General features: G+C 52.1%; 21 protein-coding genes. 13 read left to right on the forward strand and 8 right to left on the reverse strand.

Annotated elements, in window-relative coordinates:
• Positions 1-21: 21 nt before the first annotated feature.
• Together GFB57_RS19950 and mntR are read right to left on the reverse strand one after the other, a co-directional pair.
• Positions 22-1,134 carry an anion transporter gene (locus tag GFB57_RS19950; RefSeq protein WP_003035265.1) on the reverse strand — a complete coding sequence of 371 codons (1,113 nt, stop codon included), beginning with the start codon at positions 1,132-1,134 and terminating at the stop codon, positions 22-24.
• On the reverse strand, positions 1,131-1,604 hold the full coding sequence (gene mntR, locus GFB57_RS19955) for a manganese-binding transcriptional regulator MntR (protein ID WP_003035264.1): 474 nt from the start codon (positions 1,602-1,604) through the stop codon (positions 1,131-1,133). Before mntR ends, GFB57_RS19950 begins: the two co-directional genes overlap by 4 nt.
• Positions 1,605-1,790: 186 nt before the next feature.
• Between mntR and mntS the strand changes: the two genes are divergently transcribed.
• Both mntS and GFB57_RS19965 read left to right on the forward strand, forming a co-directional pair.
• On the forward strand, positions 1,791-1,919 hold the full coding sequence (gene mntS, locus GFB57_RS19960; protein WP_003836996.1) for a manganase accumulation protein MntS: 129 nt from the start codon (positions 1,791-1,793) through the stop codon (positions 1,917-1,919).
• Between the two features lie 276 nt (positions 1,920-2,195).
• Positions 2,196-3,782 (forward strand): phosphoethanolamine transferase, encoded by a 1,587-nt coding sequence (locus tag GFB57_RS19965; protein WP_003035259.1) that lies wholly within the window; start codon positions 2,196-2,198, stop codon positions 3,780-3,782.
• Positions 3,783-3,846: 64 nt separating this feature from the next.
• Here the strand turns inward: GFB57_RS19965 and ompX are convergent, their stop codons facing one another.
• Positions 3,847-4,362, reverse strand: a complete 516-nt coding sequence (gene ompX / locus GFB57_RS19970; protein WP_003035257.1) for an outer membrane protein OmpX — start codon at positions 4,360-4,362, stop codon at positions 3,847-3,849.
• A 353-nt stretch (positions 4,363-4,715) separates the two neighbouring features.
• Here ompX and rhtA point away from each other — a divergent pair, with 353 nt between their 5' ends.
• The 6 genes from rhtA to ybiO all read left to right on the forward strand — a co-directional run bounded on the left by rhtA (position 4,716) and on the right by ybiO (position 11,393).
• Positions 4,716-5,603, forward strand: a complete 888-nt coding sequence (gene rhtA / locus GFB57_RS19975) for a threonine/homoserine exporter RhtA (protein ID WP_003035255.1) — start codon at positions 4,716-4,718, stop codon at positions 5,601-5,603.
• 302 nt (positions 5,604-5,905) lie between these two features.
• Entirely contained in the window at positions 5,906-6,409 is a 504-nt protein-coding gene (gene dps / locus GFB57_RS19980) for a DNA starvation/stationary phase protection protein Dps (RefSeq protein WP_003035253.1), read from the forward strand.
• A 365-nt stretch (positions 6,410-6,774) separates the two neighbouring features.
• Positions 6,775-7,521, forward strand: a complete 747-nt coding sequence (gene glnH / locus GFB57_RS19985) for a glutamine ABC transporter substrate-binding protein GlnH (protein ID WP_003035251.1) — start codon at positions 6,775-6,777, stop codon at positions 7,519-7,521.
• Positions 7,522-7,658: 137 nt separating this feature from the next.
• Positions 7,659-8,318 (forward strand): glutamine ABC transporter permease GlnP, encoded by a 660-nt coding sequence (gene glnP / locus GFB57_RS19990; RefSeq protein WP_003035248.1) that lies wholly within the window; start codon positions 7,659-7,661, stop codon positions 8,316-8,318.
• The gene (gene glnQ, locus GFB57_RS19995; protein ID WP_003035246.1) at positions 8,315-9,037 is read left to right on the forward strand and encodes a glutamine ABC transporter ATP-binding protein GlnQ; all 723 of its coding nucleotides are present in this window, start codon (positions 8,315-8,317) and stop codon (positions 9,035-9,037) included. The genes glnP and glnQ overlap by 4 nt, the downstream gene beginning before the upstream one ends.
• A 118-nt stretch (positions 9,038-9,155) precedes the next feature.
• Entirely contained in the window at positions 9,156-11,393 is a 2,238-nt protein-coding gene (gene ybiO, locus GFB57_RS20000) for a mechanosensitive channel protein (protein ID WP_003035243.1), read from the forward strand.
• Here ybiO and rlmF read toward each other — a convergent pair.
• Positions 11,390-12,316 (reverse strand): 23S rRNA (adenine(1618)-N(6))-methyltransferase RlmF, encoded by a 927-nt coding sequence (gene rlmF / locus GFB57_RS20005; RefSeq protein ID WP_003035241.1) that lies wholly within the window; start codon positions 12,314-12,316, stop codon positions 11,390-11,392. The two genes, ybiO and rlmF, sit on opposite strands and share 4 nt — an antisense overlap.
• A gap of 210 nt (positions 12,317-12,526) precedes the next feature.
• Here rlmF and mcbA point away from each other — a divergent pair, with 210 nt between their 5' ends.
• From mcbA to ybiJ, 5 genes are all read left to right on the forward strand, one after another.
• A complete protein-coding gene (gene mcbA, locus GFB57_RS20010) occupies positions 12,527-12,787 on the forward strand; it encodes a DUF1471 family periplasmic protein McbA (protein ID WP_003035239.1) in 261 nt (86 codons plus the stop codon).
• 292 nt (positions 12,788-13,079) lie between these two features.
• Positions 13,080-15,365 (forward strand): catecholate siderophore receptor Fiu, encoded by a 2,286-nt coding sequence (locus tag GFB57_RS20015; RefSeq protein ID WP_003035237.1) that lies wholly within the window; start codon positions 13,080-13,082, stop codon positions 15,363-15,365.
• A gap of 43 nt (positions 15,366-15,408) precedes the next feature.
• Positions 15,409-16,086 (forward strand): PKHD-type hydroxylase YbiX, encoded by a 678-nt coding sequence (gene ybiX, locus GFB57_RS20020; protein ID WP_003035235.1) that lies wholly within the window; start codon positions 15,409-15,411, stop codon positions 16,084-16,086.
• Between the two features lie 78 nt (positions 16,087-16,164).
• On the forward strand, positions 16,165-16,431 hold the full coding sequence (locus tag GFB57_RS20025) for a DksA/TraR family C4-type zinc finger protein (RefSeq protein ID WP_003035233.1): 267 nt from the start codon (positions 16,165-16,167) through the stop codon (positions 16,429-16,431).
• Positions 16,432-16,734: 303 nt separating this feature from the next.
• On the forward strand, positions 16,735-16,995 hold the full coding sequence (ybiJ, locus tag GFB57_RS20030) for a DUF1471 family protein YbiJ (protein ID WP_003035231.1): 261 nt from the start codon (positions 16,735-16,737) through the stop codon (positions 16,993-16,995).
• Between the two features lie 97 nt (positions 16,996-17,092).
• Here ybiJ and GFB57_RS20035 read toward each other — a convergent pair whose 3' ends face one another.
• From GFB57_RS20035 to rhlE, 4 genes are all read right to left on the reverse strand, one after another.
• Positions 17,093-18,178 carry a malate/lactate/ureidoglycolate dehydrogenase gene (locus GFB57_RS20035; RefSeq protein WP_003035229.1) on the reverse strand — a complete coding sequence of 362 codons (1,086 nt, stop codon included), beginning with the start codon at positions 18,176-18,178 and terminating at the stop codon, positions 17,093-17,095.
• 162 nt (positions 18,179-18,340) lie between these two features.
• The gene (ybiB, locus tag GFB57_RS20040) at positions 18,341-19,309 is read right to left on the reverse strand and encodes a DNA-binding protein YbiB (RefSeq protein WP_003035227.1); all 969 of its coding nucleotides are present in this window, start codon (positions 19,307-19,309) and stop codon (positions 18,341-18,343) included.
• 29 nt (positions 19,310-19,338) lie between these two features.
• A complete protein-coding gene (gene dinG, locus GFB57_RS20045) occupies positions 19,339-21,489 on the reverse strand; it encodes an ATP-dependent DNA helicase DinG (RefSeq protein ID WP_003035224.1) in 2,151 nt (716 codons plus the stop codon).
• A 96-nt stretch (positions 21,490-21,585) separates the two neighbouring features.
• Complete coding sequence (gene rhlE / locus GFB57_RS20050; protein WP_003035219.1) at positions 21,586-22,932, reverse strand: ATP-dependent RNA helicase RhlE; 1,347 nt, start codon at positions 22,930-22,932, stop codon at positions 21,586-21,588.
• Positions 22,933-22,995 lie beyond the last annotated feature (63 nt).

Raw genomic sequence — 22,995 nt, forward strand, 5'->3', positions numbered from 1 at the left:
TTTTTTATCGCCTCTGCGTCGCTATGACATCATCAGCAACAAACCATATCCCACCAGCGCCGCCCATATCAGCATCGGTACCGAATACCAATGAAAACGCCACCAGATCCGGCGGTCGTTTGCCATCCGTAACGCAATGAGATTCGCCAGCGATCCTGGCAACAGCCCAAAGCCGCCCACATTGACCGCCCAGGCCAGAAGCAGCGTTGGCGGGACGTAGTTCAGCAGCAAAATCGTACTGGGCACATTACTGATAAACTGCGACAGGCCAATGGCGGTCAGCCAAAGTCCCGGCGCTGAAAGCGCGCCAATCTGGTGGGTTGTCCCCTGCAGGGCCGGAAGCTGCGTCAGCAAGTGCACATCAATGAACATCGCCATAAACACCAACAGCAGCGTCCAGTCTACGCTGAGGATCACGCGGCGAGCCAGCACCATGAACCCTGCCGCCACAATCGCCAGACCCCACAGCTCTTGTTTTAACTCCAGTGCTGCAAGGAAGATGATATACAACACCAGACAGCCCCACACCAGACGCGGTTGCCAGTCAGGTGCGCGCGTACCGGTGTGATAATGCAATGCTTTATTCGGGAAACTAAACCAGCACAGCACCACCAGCGTCAGCATCATGGCCCCCGCAAGCGGCGCCATTTGCCAGGTAAACGCGGTAAACGATAAGCCTGAGCGTCCCCACATCAGAATGTTTTGTGGATTGCCTATTGGCGTTAGCAACGATCCGGCGTTAACCGCCAGCGCCTCAAAGATAATCAGGCGATTCACCGGAATAGCGCACAATTTTTTCAGAGTGATGGTCAGCGGAACAACAATAAACAGCGCAACATCGTTGGTCAGAAACGTCGACAACAACGCCGCCGCCAGCACCATAAATATCGCCAGCTGGCGCTCTGTTTTGAAACGGCGGGTCATCTTGCGCCCTAACACATCGAAGTAACCACTTAGCTCCACGCCTTTGGTCAGTAACATCAGGCCACTAAGCGTGATAATTGTGTGCCAGTCAATCGCTCCCGGCCACGACCGGGGGGTAAATGGCGTGAACAGGCTCAGTACAACCCCAACGATGATTAACAGCTGGAAAAAACGATCGCGCTGTAAGGCGCGTAATAAAGGAAAACTCATTCAGAGCCTGTTCCTTGCTGTTGCGTAAACCGGCTAAAAGCCTCCAGCGTTTCCTTACTGACGTGATGCTCCATCCCCTCCGCGTCGCGACGGGCAATTTCCGGACTGATACCTAACATCAACAGGAAATTCTCCACAATCTGATGACGCTCCCGACTTTCCTGAGCCAGTCGTTCACCTTCTGCGGTTAAAAACACGCCTCGCCAGGGGATCATTTCAATCAATCCGACTGAAGCAAGACGCTTAAGCATTTTAGCAACCGTCGGCTGGGAAACCCCAAGCCGTGCGGCCATATCCACCTGGCGCGCTTCACCTACCTCAATAATGAGATCGGAAATCAGCTCTACGTAGTCATCAATCAGCTCACGGCGATGCGCCTCCCGAACCTGACGAAACCCTTCAACGTGTTCTTCGACATTCACCAATTGCGTCACTTTTTTTGTTGTTGGCGTACCTGCGCGACGACTCATTCTGCTTCCTCGTTACTGTGACGCGTTAACGGCATCTGATTAGAGAGCACTCATTGTAAACCAGAGTTGCGCGGGCACAAAAAATTAACGTTTTAGCAATAGCTATATAATATAGCCTGTGCTATATCTGTATATAATAAAGACATCCCTCAAGGACTGATGGGATCGTGAAGTCAGGAGGTTTACATGAATGAATTTAAGAGGTGTATACGCGTGTTTAGCCACTCTCCCTTTAAAGTACGGTTGATGCTGATCTCTATGCTGTGTGACATGATTAACAGCAAACCTGAGAAGGATAAACCTTCAGAAAATTAATGCGGCGTTGCGGTACGCCGCTTCTTTTTCCTGCCGTCATCCGGGTACGGTGGTGGTTTTCGTCCCAATAACCCTTCTTTTTGTCAGTTTTGCCACGTCCCTCGCAAAACAATTTCTTTGTAGTAGTTGACCTTCTCTTGCGCACACTCTATCTTTTCGCAGCCCTGCGTATATTGCGGCTCGCGGATGCGGACCCTATCCCTCTTCTCGCTCTCTCAGGCAGGCAATGACCCTTAGCGCCAGGGTAAGCACATGGCGTTTTTGTAACAGTGGCATATGAATTTAACCCTCAAAGATTCAATCATTGCTCGTAGCCGGGCGATTAGTCCGTGGACTGGCCTCTATTTCTTACAGTCTCTGCTAATCAACCTTGCGCTGGGCTATCCGCTTAGCCTGCTCTATAGCGTTGCTTTCACCTGTATATTGATGCTGCTGTGGCGCAGCGCGCCGCGCGCGCAGAAAGTGCTGATTGGCCTTTGCTCGCTGATTGCGGCAATGTACTTTCCGTTCGGCCAGGCTTACGGCTCACCGAACTTCAATACCTTGCTGGCGCTGCACTCAACCAATATGGAAGAGTCCACCGAAATCCTGACCATCTTCCCCTGGTACAGTTATCTGGTTGGGGTATTTATTTTCGCCCTCGGCGTTATCGCCGTACGTCGTAAAAAAGATGAACAAAAGCGTGGCTGGAACAAGTTCGACAGCGTTTGTTTGCTGTTCAGCGTTGTCGCATTCTTTGTTACCCCGGTACAAAACCTGGCCTGGGGCGGCGTGTTCAAGCTGAAAGACACTGGCTATCCGGTTTTCCGGTTTGCCAAGGACGTGATCGTCAATAACAACGAAGTGCTCGACGAACAAGAGCGTATGGCGAAGCTGTCGAGCGTGAAAGACAGTTGGACCGTAACCGCCGTGAAGCCGAAGTATCACACCTACGTCGTGGTGATCGGCGAAAGCGCCCGCCGCGATGCGTTAGGCGCGTTTGGCGGCCACTGGGATAACACCCCGTTTGCCAGCTCCGTTAACGGCTACATCTTTGCGGATTACATTGCTGCCAGCGGTTCAACGCAAAAATCACTCGGCCTGACGCTGAATCGGGTGGTCGACAATAAGCCCCAGTTCCAGGATAACTTTGTCACCCTGGCCAACCGAGCAGGTTTCCAGACATGGTGGTTTTCCAATCAGGGACAAATTGGTGAATACGACACGGCCATCGCCAGCATTGCAAAACGCGCTGATGAAGTTCAGTTCCTCAAGAACGGTGACTTCGAAGCGGATAAAAATACCCGTGACGAAGCGCTGTTGAAGATGACCGCACAGGTGCTGGCAACCGAGCGCACTCAGCCGCAGCTTATTGTACTGCATTTAATGGGCTCACATCCGCAGGCCTGCGACCGTACGCAGGGTAAGTACGAGACTTTCGTCCAGTCAAAAGAGACGTCTTGCTACCTGTACACCATGACGCAAACGGATGACCTACTGCGCCAGCTATACGATCAGCTACGTAATAGCGGTACCAGCTTCTCGATGGTCTATTTCTCCGATCATGGCCTCGCGTTTAAAGAGCGTGGAAAAGAGGTGCAGTACCTGGCGCATGACGATCAGTTCCAGCAGAATTTCCAGGTACCTTTCATGGTGCTGTCGAGCGATGATAAAGCGCATCGGGTGATTAAGGCCCGTCGATCCGCCAATGATTTCCTCAGCTTTTTCTCGCAGTGGACAGGGATTAGCGCAAAAGAAATAACCAACAGCTACCGCTTTATCTCAGAGAAAAAAGCCGGGCCTGTGTACATCACCAACTTTAAGCTGCAGAAGGTGGACTACAACCACCTTGGTACCGACATCTTCGAGACCAAATCTCGTTAACAGCTCATATTGCAGGCAAAAAAAATCCGCCCCGAGAGGCGGATTTTTCATATCACCGAAGTGATTAGAAGCGGTAACCCACGCCAGCGATCCAAGTGCCAACGTCAACGCTACGAATACGGCTCTGCTCGTAGGAGAAGTCCAGAGCAACGTTTTCGATCGGGTTGAACTGCAGACCAGCACCGTAAGAGAAACCGTAGTCGCTGGTGGTGTGGTTGTCAGCCGGGGATGCTGCGTTCTGGAATTTACCGTAACCAACACCCACTACACCGTAGATGCTTGCCCAGTCGTTCAGACGGTAAGCCGGACCAGCAGTGATGCCGTAGTACTGGGTTTTGTTGTAGTCGCCAGAAGCATCGGTACGATCTTTTTCAGTGTAAGTGAAGGAACCGATAACACCCAGCGGGTTGTTGTCCTGCTCGTAGCGATACTTCAGGTTGAAACCGTTCATTTTGTTCGCTGCGCCCTGAGCATCGCTCTGAGCGTAACCACCGGTAACGGTAGAAGTAGCAGCTACAGCAGTACCTGCGGAGAAAGCCAGAACAGCGGCCAGTGCTGAAAGACATGCAATTTTTTTCATAACCACCTCAAATGTGCTTCAAGTAAATCTTAAGTTTTAAATATACCAAAAATTGATGGGAAACTCTTTGCGATTAGCGATGTCTAACGGGGTCTTTCATGTAACAGAACATTTCAGAAATCCGCTATCTCTTTCAATTAACATCACTTTTCTAACGTAAAATGCCATTATTGCGCGCACAATATGGCACATTCATCCAGATTATTCCTAATCACGCAGATTATTAATCCATCAGTTTCATGCCATTGTACGGAACTGAGCAATTTTTTTTTCAACGAATACTCAACCGCATGTGTGTATTTCCATTACACTCGCTGTTTTACTTCTATTGACATAATTTGACAGGAGAAAGGATGCCGGGGTCGTCACGTAAAGCGCCAGTCTGGTTGCCTATTTTGGTTTTGCTAATTGCTATGTCCTCCATTCAAAGCGGAGCATCTCTGGCGAAATCGCTGTTCCCGCTCGTCGGCGCGCCGGGCGTTACCGCGTTGCGCCTTGCGTTGGGCACCCTCATCCTTATCGCCTTCTTTAAACCCTGGCGTTTGCGATTCGCCAAAGAACAGCGCCTGCCCCTTCTGTTTTATGGCCTGTCTCTGGGCGGGATGAACTATCTCTTCTATCTGTCAATCCAGACCGTGCCACTGGGAATTGCCGTGGCGCTGGAATTTACCGGCCCGCTGGCGGTAGCGCTGTTTTCATCCCGGCGCCCGGTGGATTTCATTTGGGTTGCACTGGCTGTACTCGGACTGTGGTTCCTGCTGCCATTAGGTCAGGACGTTTCTCACGTCGATTTAACCGGTGCTGCGCTAGCGCTGGGGGCTGGTGCCTGCTGGGCCATCTATATTCTTACCGGGCAGCGAGCCGGGGCGGAACACGGTCCGGCAACCGTCGCAGTAGGGTCATTAATTGCAGCACTGGTATTTGTGCCAATCGGCGCGATCCAGGCTGGTGATGCCCTGTGGCATTGGTCCATTCTGCCGTTAGGCCTGGCCATTGCAGTCCTCTCTACTGCACTTCCCTATTCACTGGAGATGATTGCATTGACGCGCCTGCCGACGCGTACTTTCGGTACATTGATGAGTATGGAACCTGCCCTGGCAGCGGTTTCCGGAATGATCTTCCTCGGTGAAACGCTGACGCTTATCCAGACACTCGCTCTGGGTGCCATTATCGTCGCATCAATGGGCTCTACGCTCACTATTCGTAAAGAGCCACAAATAAAACAAGTCGACGTGAATTAACCACGTAATATTCTGCATGGTTTGCATAATCATGCAGAATATCCAATTGTAAATCTGCGTGATAATAATTCTAAAAAATATAATTTTCTCATCCGCATATTTCATTTAATCTCAAAATTAACATAAAAATAACACCCTGCAAGAGACACAACATTCAATTCATTGATTTTATTAGATATTTTTATATTTACCCCTTCTTCGCTATTAAAGTAATAGGCAACACCGGAAAAAAAATCCAAATTTAGCGCTATACTTAATTCCGTTGAAGAGTTGGGACATAAATATCAAGAGGATATGAAAATATGAGTACCGCGAAACTGGTAAAAACAAAAGCATCCGCCCTCCTTTATACCCGCAACGATGTGTCTGATAGCGAAAAGAAAGCGACCGTAGAACTGCTGAATCAGCAAGTAATCCAGTTCATTGACCTGTCATTGATCACCAAACAGGCTCACTGGAACATGCGCGGCGCAAACTTCATTGCGGTACATGAAATGCTGGATGGCTTCCGTACAGCCCTGACCGATCACCTCGACACGATGGCTGAACGCGCCGTACAGTTGGGCGGTGTGGCACTGGGCACAACTCAGGTTATTAATAGCAAAACGCCTCTAAAAAGTTACCCGCTGGATATCCATAGCGTACAGGACCACTTAAAAGAGCTGGCCGAACGTTATGCCGTAGTTGCAAACAGCGTACGTAAGGCTATTAGCGAAGCAAAAGACGAAGATACCGCGGATATCTTTACCGCAGCTTCTCGCGACCTCGATAAATTCCTGTGGTTTATCGAAGCCAACATTGAGTAACAGCAGACATAAGAATTACCTATATAACCCTCGCTCCGGCGGGGGTTTTGCACATCTATGGTGCATAACATTGATCATTCGTCACTCCAAAGTAAATTATTTGTAATAATCACCTCACACAATCGTTAACGAAAGATTGTTTTATCAACAATTTTTACGCTAAATAGTCATACCGTTTGCACCGTGCCTGGTTCGCACCAAATGAGTGCCCCAAAACAGTGCAGATTACTCGCTTTGCCCTACTTATTGTGCAGAGAAACGAAACACCCTCTTGTTAAAACAATGAGTTGCAAAATTGGCACGATTCTTTCATTAAGCCATATGTTCTCGCAGGGGATCGCCCCGTGGATATAAAAGGAAATCCTATGAAGTCTGTATTAAAAGTTTCACTGGCTGCACTTACCCTGGCTTTTGCGGTGTCCTCCCATGCCGCAGATAAGAAACTGGTTGTCGCAACTGACACCGCGTTTGTACCGTTCGAATTCAAACAGGGTGACAAATACGTTGGATTTGATGTGGATCTGTGGGCTGCTGTCGCCAAAGAACTGAAGCTGGATTATGAACTGAAACCAATGGATTTCAGCGGCATCATCCCGGCTCTGCAAACCAAAAATATCGACCTGGCACTGGCGGGTATCACCATCACCGATGAGCGTAAAAAAGCGATCGACTTCTCTGACGGCTACTACAAAAGCGGTCTGTTAGTGATGGTGAAAGCGAATAACAACGACGTGAAAAGCGTGAAAGATCTGGATGGTAAAGTTGTCGCAGTGAAGAGCGGCACCGGTTCCGTTGATTACGCAAAAGCGAATATCAAAACTAAAGACCTGCGTCAGTTCCCGAACATCGATAACGCGTATATGGAACTGGGCACCAACCGCGCAGACGCCGTGCTACACGACACACCAAACATTCTTTACTTCATCAAAACAGCTGGCAATGGTCAGTTCAAAGCTGTAGGCGAATCACTGGAAGCCCAGCAGTACGGCATCGCCTTCCCGAAAGGCAGCGACGACCTGCGTGAGAAAGTGAACGGCGCGCTGAAAACGCTGAAAGAGAACGGTACTTACAACGAAATCTACAAAAAATGGTTCGGTACTGAACCTAAATAATAACCGGTAGCGTTGCCCGGTGGCGTGATGCTTACCGGGCCTACGCCTGGATTTTTGAGACCTGTAAGCCGGATAAGCACAGCACATCCGGCAAAACGGGCATTTGAATATTTACACCACGGTAACAGGAACGACATATGCAGTTTGACTGGAGTGCCATCTGGCCCGCCATCCCGCTTTTGATTGAAGGCGCCAAAATGACCCTGTGGATCTCGGTCCTCGGTCTGGCTGGCGGTCTGATAATCGGACTTGCAGCAGGGTTTGCGCGCACTTTCGGCGGTTGGATCGCCAACCACGTAGCGCTGGTGTTTATCGAAGTCATTCGCGGTACGCCAATCGTTGTGCAGGTAATGTTTATTTACTTCGCTCTACCAATGGCATTTAACGATTTACGCATTGACCCCTTTAGCGCCGCCGTTGTCACCATCATGATCAACTCCGGTGCCTATATTGCGGAAATCACCCGCGGTGCGGTGCTCTCAATCCATAAAGGATTCAGCGAAGCCGGACTGGCCCTTGGGCTTTCACGCACAGAGACTATTCGCCACGTTATTTTGCCTCTCGCGCTGCGTCGTATGCTGCCGCCGCTGGGCAACCAGTGGATCATCAGCATTAAAGATACCTCGCTGTTTATTGTCATTGGCGTCGCTGAACTGACCCGTCAGGGCCAGGAAATCATTGCCGGTAACTTCCGCGCACTGGAAATCTGGAGCGCCGTTGCGGTGTTCTATCTGATCATTACGCTGGTGCTGAGCTTCATTCTGCGTCGTCTGGAAAGAAGGATGAAAATCCTGTGATTGAATTTAAAAACGTTTCTAAGCACTTTGGTCCAACCCAGGTGCTGCACAATATTGACCTGAACATTCAACAGGGTGAAGTAGTGGTGATTATCGGGCCGTCAGGATCCGGTAAATCTACCCTGCTACGCTGCATTAACAAACTGGAAGAGATAACCTCTGGCGATCTGATCGTCGACGGTCTGAAAGTGAACGATCCGAAGGTAGACGAGCGGTTAATCCGCCAGGAAGCCGGGATGGTATTTCAGCAGTTCTATCTGTTCCCGCATCTGACGGCGCTGGAAAACGTCATGTTCGGGCCGCAGCGCGTACGCGGGGCGAATAAAGAACAGGCCGAGAAACTGGCGAAAGAACTGCTGGCGAAAGTAGGTCTGGCCGAACGTGCGCATCACTACCCTTCTGAGCTGTCCGGTGGTCAACAACAGCGTGTGGCTATCGCCCGAGCGCTGGCGGTGAAGCCGAAAATGATGCTGTTTGATGAGCCAACCTCTGCGCTGGACCCGGAACTGCGTCATGAGGTTTTGAAAGTTATGCAGGATCTGGCGGAAGAAGGGATGACCATGGTGATTGTGACCCACGAAATCGGTTTTGCCGAAAAAGTGGCTTCACGCCTGATTTTCATTGATAAGGGAAGAATTGCCGAAGACGGTAATCCGCAGGCCCTGATTGAAAATCCGCCCAGCCAACGCTTACAGGAATTCTTGCAGCACGTTTCCTGATAGCTCTGCCTCCCTTCGCCCGAAGGGAGGTTTTTCACCAGAATCCTCTCATTTCAATTCTCTCCCGCCCTGACATCTATACTTATCCTTTTGAATTTATTTTCTCATGGGAGGGGTCATGCGCGGGATCCTGTTCATTTTTGTTTGTCTGTTGAGTTTCCCGACTCAGGCGGTGACGATACCTGGCGTCACCACGCCAACGTCAACCAACGCGCAAACCACACCGGCGAAAGAGCCGGATATTGAACAGAAAAAAGCGGCTTACGGCGCACTGGCCGATGTGTTGGAAAATGACGCCTCGCGTCAGGAGCTGATCGGTCAGTTACGCAAAGTGGCCACTGCCCCTCCTGCCGAGCCGGTGCCGACCATTGTCCCGCCCACGTTAACGGAAGAAAAAACGGTACTGGAAAACGTCACGGACGTCACCCGCCACTACGGTGAGGCGCTCTCCAGCCGCTTTGCCCAGCTTTATCGCAATATTACCGATGCCCCGCATAAGACCTTTAATCCGCAAACGTTCACCAATGCTCTGACGCATTTTTTAATGCTGGCGGTGTCAGTGTTCGGTTTTTTCTGGCTGATTCGCCTGTGCGCGCTGCCGCTGTATCGCAAAATGGGACAATGGGCACGACGCAAAAACCGCGAACGCAGCAACTGGCTTCAGCTTCCGGCGATGATCGTTGGCGCATTCATTATTGATTTGCTTCTGCTGGCGCTGACATTATTTGTCGGGCAGATACTGAGCGACAAAATGAACGCTGGCAGTCGCACGATCGCCTTTCAGCAAAGCCTGTTTCTCAATGCCTTCGCCCTGATTGAATTCTTCAAGGCCATTTTGCGCCTGATATTTTGCCCAACGGTGGCCGAGCTGCGCCCGTTTAACATTCAGGATGCTGGCGCATGCTACTGGAATCGCCGTTTGAGTTCATTGAGCAGCCTGATTGGCTATGGGCTTATCGTTGCCGTGCCCATTATTTCGAATCAGGTCAATGTGCAGGTCGGCGCGATGGCCAACGTCATCATCATGTTGTGTATCACGCTATGGGCGCTGTACCTGATTTTCAGAAACAAGAAAGAGATAACGCAGCATTTGCTGAATCTGGCGGAAAGATCCCTCGCTTTTTTCAGTCTGTTTATTCGTGCTTTTGCGTTGGTATGGCACTGGCTGGCCAGCGCCTATTTCATTGTGCTGTTTTTCTTTTCGCTGTTTGATCCGGGCAACAGCCTGAAATTCATGATGGGCGCTACGCTGCGCAGTCTGGTAATCATTGGAATTGCCGCCTTTGTTTCCGGCATGTTTTCCCGCTGGATTGCCAAAACTATTACCCTTTCGCCACACACTCAGCGCAGCTATCCGGAACTACAAAAGCGGCTGAATGGCTGGCTGTCGACGGCGTTAAGCGTAGCCAGGATCCTGACAGTGTGCGTTGCGGTGATGCTGCTACTGAATGCCTGGGGACTGTTCGACTTCTGGAACTGGCTGCATTACGGCGCAGGAGAAAAAACAGTGGATATCCTGATCCGTATCGCGCTGATTTTATTCTTCTCCGCCATCGGCTGGACAATCCTTGCCAGTCTGATTGAAAATCGTCTGGCTTCCGATATCCACGGTCGTCCGCTACCCAGCGCGCGTACCCGCACCCTACTGACACTGTTTCGCAACGCACTGGCGGTGATTATCAGCACGATCACCATCATGATTGTGTTGTCGGAAATCGGCGTCAATATCGCCCCCTTACTGGCCGGGGCCGGGGCGCTGGGGCTGGCTATCTCTTTCGGCTCGCAAACGCTGGTAAAAGATATTATTACCGGGATTTTTATTCAGTTTGAAAATGGCATGAACACCGGCGACCTGGTGACCATTGGCCCACTCACCGGTACGGTTGAACGGATGTCCATCCGTTCTGTGGGCGTGCGTCAGGACACCGGGGCGTACCATATTATTCCCTGGTCATCGATAACGACCTTCGCCAACTTTGTGCGGGGAATTGGATCGGTCGTCGCCAATTACGACGTAGACCGCCATGAGGATGCGGATAAAGCGAATCAGGCGTTGAAAGATGCGGTTGCTGCGGTGATGGAAAAAGATGATATTCGCGGGCTGATTATCGGCGAGCCGTCGTTTGCCGGGATTGTAGGATTAACTAATACGGCATTCACACTACGGGTCTCGTTTACCACCTTGCCGCTGAAGCAGTGGACGGTACGTTTTGCGCTCGACAGCCAGGTGAAGAAATACTTCGATCTGGCCAACATACGCGCCCCGGTACAGACGTATCAAGTGTTGCCTGCACCAGGGAATGGCCCAACGTCTGCGGCAAGCGAACCGCTGCCGCCAACCGAGCCAACGCTTTAGCGTTTACGCGCCATAAAACGACGACGCTGATCGTTATCCATAAAGGTCCAGGCAATAAAGCGACTCTGCTTTTGCCCCTGGGCCATCTCTTTCTTGACCACTTTCACCGCGCCCGCATCCGTTAATGCGTGGTACAGCGGAGGTAAGTTCTCGCCGCGCGAAACCAGCGTGGTAAACCACATAACCTGACGGCCAAAAGCCTGGCTTTCGACGATCATTTTTTTGATGAACGCTACTTCGCCGCCTTCACACCACAGCTCCTGCTGTTGTCCGCCAAAGTTCAGCGCATCATCTTTATCTTGCCCCAGATTACGACGTTTACGCTCGCTTCCTGCGCGGGCTGAGGCCGCAGAATCATGGAATGGCGGGTTACACAATGTGGCTTCATACTGCTCATTTTTGTGAATGATACCGTTGAAGATTGCCGAAGCATCTTTCTGACGACGCAGACGAATAGCACGGGTTAACCCCGGATTGCCGTTTATGATCGCCTGAGCGCTGTTAAACGCTTCGCTACTGCTCTCACTGCCCGTGAATCGCCAGCCGTATTCATGCACGCCGATCAGCGGATAAATACAGTTTGCCCCTACGCCTATGTCCAGGATGCTCGCATTTGCCGGAATGGTTCCGCTGGTTTCCCCCAACAGGTCGGCCAGGTGGTGAATGTAGTCAGCACGACCAGGCACCGGCGGGCACAGAAAACCGTCCGGAATATCCCAGTTTTTCACCGCATAAAAATGCGCCAGCAGTGCTTTATTGAGCGCCTTTACTGCCTGCGGATTGGCGAAATCAACACTCTGCTCGCCGCCGGGCGTGAGGGTGAGAAATTGCGTCAGCTCTGGGGTAACCTGGCATAAAGTCGCAAGATCATAACGGCCATTGTGGCGGTTGCGTGGGTGTAATCCCGGTTTCTGGGCGGACATAGCATTCTCCTTTTAACAGCGGCGTAAGATACCCGCATAACGCCACGCGGTAAACACACACAACAAGGAAATTTGATTTTTTACGCCTGTTTGACGCTTTGCTGATTGTTCGAAAAACAGACAGTTCATCACCAGTTTTTTGCGGTAAATGTCATCCGCTGACGACCTAAACTTATCAGGCACACCTGTTGTTTTTCAGAGGATATCACCATGAAGAAATGCCTCACATTACTTGCCGCTACCGTACTTACCGGCATGACATTTGCCTCCTTTGCTGCACAGCCATACACCAGCCCAGCTACCGGTCAGCTACAAGCTTCCGGCACAGTATCCGCTACCGGCGCCTCTAACCTGAGCGACCTTGAAGACAAGCTGGCAGAGAAAGCGAAAGAACAAGGGGCAAAAGGCTTTGTTGTTAATTCTGCAGGCGGTAAAAACCAGATGTACGGTACCGCAACTATCTATAAGTAGCCCCCCACCTTCTCCCAACTGCATTCGCCCGAATGCAGTTTTCTGCGCGCTGTTCACTTCATTTTCGGCTCAATTTGTAATCAATGTGTTGGCATTTTGAATCCAATGTAAATAAATGTATTTATTTTTGAATTAATGAATGCTAAAACGTCGCACTGATTAGAAATGATTATTAAAATCATTATCAATTACACATTCATTTTCGCGAGACCTGCAGGGTACAACATCCACAGAGATGTCCCTTCGCGTGAGTGAAACCGTCTACTCAAAAAATAATAAGTCATTAATTAAAATGGATAAAAATCGCAACTTGCCGTCCAGTAGTTTTCATTCACTGACTTTTTTTGCCGGTCTGTGCATTGGCCTGTCCCCGGTAGCCCAGGCTGTCGCCGCAGGCGATCAGGACAAAAAACCAGAAGATACGTTGGTCGTTGAAGCGGCTAAACCTTCGCTGTACGCCCCAACACAGTCTGCCGACCCTAAATTCTCCCGCCCGGTGGCGGATACCACCCGCACCATGACGGTGATTTCTGAGCAGGTGATTAAGGATCAAGGCGCAACAAATCTGACCGATGCGCTGAAAAACGTACCGGGCGTTGGCGCGTTTTTCGCTGGCGAAAACGGCAACTCCACTACCGGTGATGCGGTTTATATGCGTGGCGCGGATACTTCGAACAGTATTTATATCGACGGTGTTCGTGATATCGGCAGCGTCACGCGCGATACCTTCAATACCGAACAGGTCGAAGTGATTAAAGGTCCTTCCGGTACCGACTATGGACGTAGCGCACCGACTGGCTCTATCAATATGATCAGCAAACAGCCGCGTACCGACTCAGGAATCGATGCGTCGGCCAGCGTCGGTAGCGCCTGGTTCCGCCGTGGTACGCTGGACATTAACCAGGTTATCGGCGAGACCACCGCCGCACGTTTAAACCTGATGGGTGAAAAAACACATGATGCCGGTCGCGATAATGTTAAGAATGAACGTTACGGCGTGGCCCCCTCACTTGCTTTTGGCTTAGGCACCGAGAACCGACTGTATCTGAACTATCTGCACGTTACTCAACACAACACACCGGATGGAGGCATTCCCACCATCGGCCTGCCGGGTTACTCCGCGCCTTCCGCAGGGACGTCTGCACTGAATCATTCAGGAAAAGTTGATACGCATAACTTCTACGGCACCAACTCGGATTACGACGATTCGACGACCGATACCGCGACGATGCGTTTTGAACATGACCTGAGCGACAGCACCACGATTCGCAACACCACCCGCTGGTCGCGCATTAAACAGGATTATCTGATGACGGCGGTGATGGGCGGTGCGTCTAATATTACGCAACCCACCAGCAGCGTCGACACCTGGACCTGGTCACGCCTGGCAAATACCAAAGATGTCAGTAACAAAATCCTGACCAACCAGACCAACCTGACCTCAAAGTTTTACACGGGATCCATCGGTCACGACATCAGTACTGGCGTGGAGTTGACGCGCGAAACACAAACCAACTATGGCGTAGCCCCGATTACCCCGCCGCCGGTTAATATTTATCATCCCAACAGCGACGTGAATATCGGCGGATTATCGCGTAACGGCGCCAACGCTAACGGGCAAACCGATACCTTTGGCGTATACGCTTTTGATACGCTACAAATTACCCGTGAGTTTGAGCTGAACGGTGGTATTCGCCTCGACAATTACCGCACTGAATATGACAGCGCCACCGCTTGCGGCGCTTCTGGCCGTGGTGCAGTGGCATGTCCGACAGGCGTCGCCAAAGGTTCCCCGGTCACCACTGTGGATACTGCCAAATCAGGCAATCTGGTGAACTGGAAAGCGGGCGCGCTGTATCACCTGACCGATAACGGCAATGTCTACATTAACTATGCCGTTTCTCAGCAACCGCCGGGCGGCAGCAACTTTGCCCTTGCTCAGGGCGGAAGCGGTAACAGCGCAAACCGTACCGACTTCAAACCGCAGAAAGCGAAAACTAGCGAGATTGGCACCAAATGGGAGGTGCTGGATAAGCGCCTGCTGCTAACCGCCGCAATTTTCCGCACGGATATTGAGAATGAAGTCGAGCAGAACGACGACGGTACCTGGTCCCAGTACGGGGAGAAACGCGTTGAAGGCTACGAGCTCTCAGTAGCAGGCAACATCACCCCCGCATGGCAGGTTATTGGGGGTTACACCCAGCAACGCGCCACCATCCACAGCGGCAAAAACGTTGCTCAGGATGGTTCTTCTTCCCTGCCCTATACGCCGGAACATGCGTTCACGCTGTGGAGCCAGTATCAGGCAACCGACGATGTTTCCGTTGGCGCAGGCGCTCGCTACGTGGGCAGTATGCATCGCGGTTCGGACGGCGCCGTGGGTACGCCATCCTACACTGAAGGTTACTGGGTCGCCGACGCCAAACTGGGCTATCGCGTGAATCGCAATCTCGATTTCCAGCTAAACGTCTATAACCTGTTCGACACCGATTATGTATCCTCCATAAACAAGAGTGGATACCGTTATCATCCAGGCGAGCCAAGAACTTTCCTGCTCACAGCCAATATGCATTTCTGATCCATCGCGTGGGGCGAAAGCCCCACTTTCAGGAGAAACACTGATGATGTACCACATTCCCGGCGTTCTGTCGGCGCAGGATGTCGCCTGGTTTCGCGAACAACTGGACGCAGCCGACTGGGTTGATGGCCGCGCAACCACCGGCGCTCAGGGGGCGCAGGTTAAAAACAACCAGCAGGTAAATACGCAAAGTGAACGCTACGGCGTTTTACAACAGGCGGTACAGACTGCGGTAAATAACAGCGCGCTTTTCTTCGCCGCAGCACTACCGAAAACGCTCTCCACACCGCTGTTTAATCGCTACCAGGACAACGAGACCTATGGTTTTCACGTTGACGGTGCGGTGCGTAGCCATCCGGAAAACGGCTGGATGCGCACAGACCTTTCCGCAACCTTATTCCTGAGTAACCCGGATGATTATGAAGGAGGAGAACTGCTGGTCAATGATACCTACGGCCAGCATGCGGTGAAGCTTCCGGCAGGCGATCTGGTGCTTTACCCTTCCAGCAGCCTACACTGCGTAACGCCAGTAACCCATGGCGTTCGTGTGGCATCCTTTATGTGGATCCAGTCGATGATCCGTGACGACAAAAATCGCGCCATGCTTTTTGAACTGGATAAAAACATTCAGTCCCTGAAGGCACGTCATGGGGAGAGCAACGAAATCCTGTCATTACTCAATCTCTACCATAACCTGCTGCGCGAATGGTCTGAAATCTGATACTGCTGGCGCATGGTCGTTTTTCAGCCATCACCTTCGCTATACTTAGTCTGTAGACATCAGCAGCAGGAGGTACACATGGCATCCGGATGGGCAAATGACGACGCAGTTAACGAACAGATCAACAATACTATTGAAGATGCTGTTGCCCGCGCCCGCGGTGAGTTACCGACCGGGGAAAGTCTGTATGAATGCGAAGAATGTGGCAATCCTATCCCTCAGGCCAGACGTGAGGCCGTGCCAGGGGTACGCTTGTGCATCACTTGCCAACAGGATAAAGATTCACATAGCGCGGCATTTTCAGGATATAATCGCAGAGGTTCGAAAGACAGCCAGCTACGTTGACTCATCTTTACCAAAAGTTTCAGCGCATACGATTTCCTTTACGAGCACGCTTTTTCGCACTCTGTGTGGCAAAATGTGCCGTTGTTGGTTTCTCTGTAAAGCGCAATGACAAGAACTGTAAATCCCTCGCCTGAATTTATTAATATTCAATAAGTTATTTGTCATTCAATTTTTTTGATTGATGTCGTCAATTCTATTCGATTTTCTCTCACCAAAAAAAACGTGATACTTATCACATCGACGGAACAACGTCTTCTTAAAGAACACTGACTACTAACAGAACAACCCTGCGAGAGATTAATCATGAAAAATATCAAATTTGCTGTTGCTGCCATCGCCCTGTCTACCCTGTCATTTGGCGTTTTCGCTGCCGAGCCGGTTTCCTCCACTCAGGCACAAAGCATGAATAAAATTGGTGTAGTTTCTGCTGATGGCGCCACCACACTGGATGGCCTGGAAGCCAAACTGGCTGAGAAAGCGGCTGCTGCTGGCGCAACTGGTTACAGCATCACTTCCGCTGTCGGTAAAGACAAAATGAGCGGCACCGCGGTTATCTATAAATAACCGAAAGATTACCTGTACGACCCAATGCTCCAACCCTCATTGACCCTGTTTGTTACCCTTTGTTTGCCCGTCCGCCACTGGACGGGCTTTTTTTTGCTTAGTGTTCCAGTCGTTGACGGAATTCCTGCAACACGGTGTCCGGCATGCCTATTTGCAGTGCCGCCTCGCAAATCGCCTGCCAGCTTCCGGCATCCAGCGGAATACCGTGTTCCAGCCGTTCCTCGCGAGTATTCACTTCCCACTCACCTGGCAACAGGATCGGGGCATCTTCAGCATGCGGGGACGCTTTCACCCACTCAGCAAATGCTGCGACCTGGTTGTCGCAGTCCGGCGCGCCGAACAGTTCCGGATTCATAATAATAGTGGTCATACAGTTGATGATGGCGTCCGGGCTGGTCTGCAGGCTCTCTTCATGTGTGGTTTTACCCCCTGAAAGCGCACCACCCATAATTTCGCACATCGCCGCCAGCGCATAACCTTTGTGCTGGGCAAAGGTGAGCAACGATCCCAGCGGAGAAACCTGCATTACCGCAGGATCGGTTGTAGGCACCCCCGCCACATCAATCAGACATCCAGGAGCTACCGGCTCGCCCTTATGCCATGCCACACGGGTTTTGCCAAACGCGATGGCGCTGGTTGCATAGTCGAGCAATAGCGGGAAGGTATTTTTACGCGGAAAAACAACGCAGAAGGGGTTAGTGCCAAAACGACTATCGCGGCCATGAAACGGTGCAACCATCGGGATCCCGACCACGCTCACAAAATGTACTGAGACAAAACCTGCCGCCGCACATTGCTCCGCCCAGTAGCCAATACGTCCGATATGATGCGAATTATGTAATGCCACGGCGGCGATACCGTGCTGGCGAGCTTTTTCAATCCCCAGCGTGATGGCTTCGTGAGCCGCCACCTGACCAAAGGCACAATCGCCATCAAGCGTAATCACCGCCCCTGCATCTTTTACCACTTTGGCATGACGGTTGATTTGTAGATGCCCCAGCGAGAATGAACGAATATAGCTTGGGATCATACCGATGCCGTGGGAGTCGTGACCGGCGAGGTTAGAGGCTATCAGATGATCGGCCACCAGCCGCGCCTCCTGATCATTGCTTCCCATCTGATGAAAAACGGCCTGGATAAAAGCGTGCAGCGTTGGCACATGGAAGCGATGTCCACTGTTCATTGTTATCTCCTGTTGTGTCGCGTGTTTGTTGTGTTTCTTATTTTTCAACAAACTATGCTGCGCCACGGCGCTCAGGAGGTCAATAAACGTGCAGAAATTTCACGTTGCCGAAAAGAGAAAACCGACAGACCAGGTAAAAGGCCCGTCGGGATAACAAATGAATCAGAAACTTTGCTCGACGCGGGCAAGTCCTTCGGCAAGCGAGGCGGATTCACCGGTTGCCACCAGGCAGCAGGCCATCTGAATTTTCAACGATGCCGGGACCGGCTCACTGCCAGCCAGACAACGCTCAATCCAGCGCGCGGTGGTTTCCGGATCTTTTGCCACCGGCAGCGGTACTGGCTCGTCAGGCATCTCGCTCTGTCGGTCCTGTAACACTCGCACGCCGGATGAATCTATCAGGCTTATCTGCGGGCAGCGCTGCGGGTTGGCATACACTTCGCCCTCGGTACCATGCATCAACAGGCCGCGCCCACCGATATCGCCGAAGAACTTCGCCACACGCGAGACGTATTCCGGGTGGGACACGCTGGAAAGACGCAGCGCCGCATCTTCAGCAAACGGCGTGGCTAATTTAGCCAGTGTGTGCGCACTGTTACGCACGCCCATGCGCCAGCGCATCGCCAGCTGTTTCTCCAGCGGAGGGCACAACGCGCTCACCGGAATAAACACCGGCTGATGACCATCCAGCTTTGCCTGCGCCTGCCCAGCATGCAGCGTTGGCGTAATCCCCATCAGTTCAAAAATGGTTTCTGTCAGCACGCGGGTTGGATCCTCACTGACACCGTGCACTACTACCGGGAAACCGAGCTTATGCAGTAAAATCGCCAGCAGCGGCGTCAAATTCGCCTGCTTGCGTGCACCATTGTAGCTGGGAATGACAATCGGCATGGGTTTGGCAACCGGCGGAGTCAGGCGAATGGTGTGGTTTTGCATCGCTTCGTAAAAGCCCAGCATCTCCGCTTCGCCTTCGCCTTTAATACGTAGCGCAATCAGCACCCCGCCCATCTCAAGGTCAGGTACGTCGCCGTTCATCATATGGGTATACAGTCCGCGAGCAGTATCCTTGTCCAGGTCACGCGCGTGATTTTTTCCTCGCCCAATCTCTTTAATGATTTTGCGGTAATCCATCGATAACTCCTTGCCTGTTGCTCGCATCGTTAACGCCGACGGCGGCGCGTGGGTTTCGCTTTTTCTTTTGGTTTTACTATAACGTCTGGCACAGCAGGTTGCTCTATCGGAAATATGGGTAACGCGTTCAGTAAACGCTTGCCATAGTTTTTGGTCAATAAACGTTTGTCATAAATAACCACTTCTCCCCAGCAGCCATGGCTACGGATGAGTCGCCCAACCTGCTGGATCAAATTGAACGACGCCGCGGGCAGGCTCTGCACCTCAAAGGGGTAGCGGTTCAGGCTTTTCAACCACTCGCCCTCGGTGATCACCACCGGGCTGTCGATCGGTGGAAAAGCAATTTTGTGAATATGCACCTGGGTCAGCAGGTCGCCTTTCAAGTCCAGACCTTCAGCGAAAGATTGCAGCCCAACCAGCACGCTGCGCTCGCCGTTGGTCACCCGTTTGCGGTGCAACTCTACCAGACGATAGCGCGGCTGATCGCCCTGCACCAACAACAGCAGGCGCAGATCGGTAACATGCTCAAGAAAACGCTGCATCGCCCGACCGCTGGCAAAGAGTACCAGCATCCCCTGATGCTTTTTGCTTTCCAGTTGTTCGCGAAAATAGGCGGCCATTTCCGCGATATGCTGCTCTTCGTTATCAATTAACGGTTCGTAGCGCATCTGCGGAATGACGATTTTGCCCTGTTCAACGTGATTAAACGGTGAATCCAGCGCAACAAACCGATCCCCTGCTTTTTCCTTCAGACCACTCATCTCCTGCAAACGCGAGAAGCTGTTGAGCGAGCGCAGCGTTGCGGAAGTGACAATAATATGCGGGACGCTACGCCACAGCAGTCGTTCGAGCTGATCGCTCACACGGATCCCCACGCAGTGGAACCAGACGTGGATCTGCCCGTCACGCACCTCGCGCGTCGCCCATTTACTCACCGGCGCGCCTGACGACTGCGCGAGCGATGCCAGCCGCCACAGTTTGCTTTGCGCCTCAAACATGCCCAGCGCCCGGTTCATCTGCAAAATAACCCGATGCAGACGCACAATATCGTGAGTGCCGGTTTTTTCGCTGAGATCGTTGAGGAACAGTTCCGCCAGCCCGCGCAGCATTTCCGTAAGCTTTGCCAGACGCTGACAAATCTCCATCACTTCTGCAGGCAGTTCGCCCATCGCAAAGCGGTGTTCCGCCTCCTGAGTAGCAGGCATATACAGATTAAGAATGTTATTGAGTGATGAAATCAGTTCATACAGCTCTTCACAGTGACCGTTCAGACGCTCGGCATTCGCCAGCGGTGGCGTGGTTTTCGGGCGAAACTGTTCCAGACAGGTCGCCACTAATTTGCAAAACAGATCCAACTGGAGCCGATACCAGGGGGCGCTGATTTCCGCGCTCATCTCCAGCGCATCGCGCGCGACATCCGGCAAATGGTGGCCTTCATCAAGTACCAGCAACAGGTTTTTCGGCTCCGGCAAAACGGCTTCGCTTTCCATCGCCGCCATCACCAGCGCATGATTAGCCACCACCACTTCAGCTTCCTGAATCTCCCGGCGGGCGACAAAAAAAGGGCATTCACGATAGTAGTGACAGTTGCGATTCAGACAGCTAGCTTTATCGGTGCTCAGACGCTGCCAGAGTCCGTCGTCAATGGCGATATCGGTGTGATCGCGCAGCCCGTCCCACTTGTAGCTGTCGAGATCGCCTTTTAACCTGGCGCAGCGCTTTTGTTCTTCCTGGTTGTTGGGCGTCAGGTCATCGTCGAGAAAAGCCAGCAGATCCTGCTGATTGGGTTCAGTACTGGCCAGCGCCGCTAAGTTACGCGGGCAGACATAGCGTCCGCGACCAAACGCGGCGGTAAAACGCAGGTCAGGGATAATTTTGCGCAGCAGCGGTAAATCTTTGCTGTAGATCTGATCCTGCAAAGCAACGTTGGCGGTACTGACTACCAGCGTTTTTTGTTCTTCACGCGCAATGGCAATACCGGGAATCAGATACGACAGGGTTTTCCCCACCCCGGTCGGCGCTTCAATCGCCAGATGCCGCCCTTCTTCACCTGCCAGCGTTTTCGCGACGTCAGCAATCATCTGCCGCTGCGGCGCACGGGGGATAAAGTCGGGGATCTGTTCCTGAAGCGCCTTATACCAGGCGGCGATTTGCGCTTTTAACGCAGCCGTAAGTGCCATGAGAAAACCTGAAATACTGTATAAACAGCCACTATTGTGGCACTTTCTATCCCGTGTCGCAAAAAGAAAAGCCCGACCTTTCGGCCGGGCTCGCAATTACTGCGCTGAGGACGGTTTGCGCGGACGGCGCGGCGGACGAGGCTTATCGCCTGCCGGTTTGCCTTCGCCATTACGCGGCTTCGCTTTTGGCGCACCGCCATCCTGACGACGCGGCTGCTGGCCACGCCCTGCTCCGCCCTGCCCGCGACCACCACCGCCGCCACGCTGCTGGCGACCATTCTGGATCGGCTCAGCTTTAATGGACGGATCTGGCTCATAGCCTGGCGTTGCAATACGCGGGATCTCTTTTTTCAGCAGCTTCTCGATGTCACGCAACAACTTGTGTTCATCGACGCACACCAGAGACAACGCTTCGCCGGTAGCAGCGGCACGCCCGGTACGACCAATACGGTGCACATAATCTTCTGGGACGTTTGGCAGCTCGTAGTTCACCACGTGCGGTAACTCTTCAATGTCCAGACCACGCGCGGCAATATCGGTCGCTACCAGCACGCGAATATCACCGGATTTAAAATCAGCCAGCGCACGTGTACGCGCCCCCTGAGATTTATTGCCGTGGATTGCCGCACTGCGGATGCCGTCTTTATTCAGCTGTTCTGCCAGATGGTTCGCGCCATGTTTGGTACGGGTAAACACCAGCACCTGCTGCCAGTTGCCCTGACCAATCATCTGTGACAACAGTTCGCGTTTACGTTTTTTATCGACGAAATGAACGTGCTGAGTTACCTGCTCGGACGCGGTATTACGACGTGCCACTTCGATTTCCAGCGGGTTATGCAGCAGTTTTTCGGCCAGCGACTTAATGTCATCAGAGAACGTTGCCGAGAACAGCAGGTTCTGACGTTTTGCCGGCAGTTTTGCCAGAACGCGACGAATATCGTGAATAAAGCCCATATCCAGCATGCGGTCAGCTTCATCCAGTACCAGGATCTCCACCTGATCCAGTTTTACCGCATTCTGGTGCTCCAGATCGAGTAAACGACCCGGGGTGGCAATCAGTACATCCACACCGCCACGCAGCTTCATCATCTGCGGGTTAATGCTGACGCCGCCGAAGACCACCAGCGAGCGAATATTCAGATACTTACTGTAATCACGTACGTTTTCGCCAATCTGGGCCGCCAGTTCACGGGTTGGCGTGAGGATCAGCGCACGAACCGGACGACGGCTTTTACCATGCGGCTGATTGGTGATCAGGTGCTGCAACAGCGGCAGGGTAAAACCTGCCGTTTTCCCCGTACCGGTCTGGGCGCTGGCCATCAGATCGCGGCCTTCCAGCACGGCAGGAATAGCCTGCTGCTGAATAGGGGTAGGTTCACGGTAACCCTGCTCGGCAACGGCACGTAAAATTTCAGGGTTTAAACCAAGGGAATCAAAAGACATAACAACTCCGAACCGCCCTGACCGTTACCGGTGTCGTTTTCAGGGAGATACATACAATAGAGA

The organism is Citrobacter sp. S39, assembly GCF_009495675.1.
Lineage (GTDB): Bacteria > Pseudomonadota > Gammaproteobacteria > Enterobacterales > Enterobacteriaceae > Citrobacter > Citrobacter freundii.

What these genes read in the sequence shown, in the direction of transcription:
- rhlE (WP_003035219.1), bottom strand. Translation starts at nt 22,932, where the DNA reads ATGTCTTTTGATTCCCTTGGTTTAAACCCTGAAATTTTACGTGCCGTT.
- GFB57_RS20035 (WP_003035229.1), bottom strand. Translation starts at nt 18,178, where the DNA reads ATGAACAGTGGACATCGCTTCCATGTGCCAACGCTGCACGCTTTTATC.
- dps (WP_003035253.1), top strand. Translation starts at nt 5,906, where the DNA reads ATGAGTACCGCGAAACTGGTAAAAACAAAAGCATCCGCCCTCCTTTAT.
- ybiJ (WP_003035231.1), top strand. Translation starts at nt 16,735, where the DNA reads ATGAAAAATATCAAATTTGCTGTTGCTGCCATCGCCCTGTCTACCCTG.
- ompX (WP_003035257.1), bottom strand. Translation starts at nt 4,362, where the DNA reads ATGAAAAAAATTGCATGTCTTTCAGCACTGGCCGCTGTTCTGGCTTTC.
- ybiO (WP_003035243.1), top strand. Translation starts at nt 9,156, where the DNA reads ATGCGCGGGATCCTGTTCATTTTTGTTTGTCTGTTGAGTTTCCCGACT.
- GFB57_RS19965 (WP_003035259.1), top strand. Translation starts at nt 2,196, where the DNA reads ATGAATTTAACCCTCAAAGATTCAATCATTGCTCGTAGCCGGGCGATT.
- mcbA (WP_003035239.1), top strand. Translation starts at nt 12,527, where the DNA reads ATGAAGAAATGCCTCACATTACTTGCCGCTACCGTACTTACCGGCATG.
- glnP (WP_003035248.1), top strand. Translation starts at nt 7,659, where the DNA reads ATGCAGTTTGACTGGAGTGCCATCTGGCCCGCCATCCCGCTTTTGATT.
- GFB57_RS20015 (WP_003035237.1), top strand. Translation starts at nt 13,080, where the DNA reads ATGGATAAAAATCGCAACTTGCCGTCCAGTAGTTTTCATTCACTGACT.
- ybiB (WP_003035227.1), bottom strand. Translation starts at nt 19,309, where the DNA reads ATGGATTACCGCAAAATCATTAAAGAGATTGGGCGAGGAAAAAATCAC.
- GFB57_RS20025 (WP_003035233.1), top strand. Translation starts at nt 16,165, where the DNA reads ATGGCATCCGGATGGGCAAATGACGACGCAGTTAACGAACAGATCAAC.
- GFB57_RS19950 (WP_003035265.1), bottom strand. Translation starts at nt 1,134, where the DNA reads ATGAGTTTTCCTTTATTACGCGCCTTACAGCGCGATCGTTTTTTCCAG.
- rhtA (WP_003035255.1), top strand. Translation starts at nt 4,716, where the DNA reads ATGCCGGGGTCGTCACGTAAAGCGCCAGTCTGGTTGCCTATTTTGGTT.
- glnH (WP_003035251.1), top strand. Translation starts at nt 6,775, where the DNA reads ATGAAGTCTGTATTAAAAGTTTCACTGGCTGCACTTACCCTGGCTTTT.
- ybiX (WP_003035235.1), top strand. Translation starts at nt 15,409, where the DNA reads ATGATGTACCACATTCCCGGCGTTCTGTCGGCGCAGGATGTCGCCTGG.
- rlmF (WP_003035241.1), bottom strand. Translation starts at nt 12,316, where the DNA reads ATGTCCGCCCAGAAACCGGGATTACACCCACGCAACCGCCACAATGGC.
- mntR (WP_003035264.1), bottom strand. Translation starts at nt 1,604, where the DNA reads ATGAGTCGTCGCGCAGGTACGCCAACAACAAAAAAAGTGACGCAATTG.
- mntS (WP_003836996.1), top strand. Translation starts at nt 1,791, where the DNA reads ATGAATGAATTTAAGAGGTGTATACGCGTGTTTAGCCACTCTCCCTTT.
- dinG (WP_003035224.1), bottom strand. Translation starts at nt 21,489, where the DNA reads ATGGCACTTACGGCTGCGTTAAAAGCGCAAATCGCCGCCTGGTATAAG.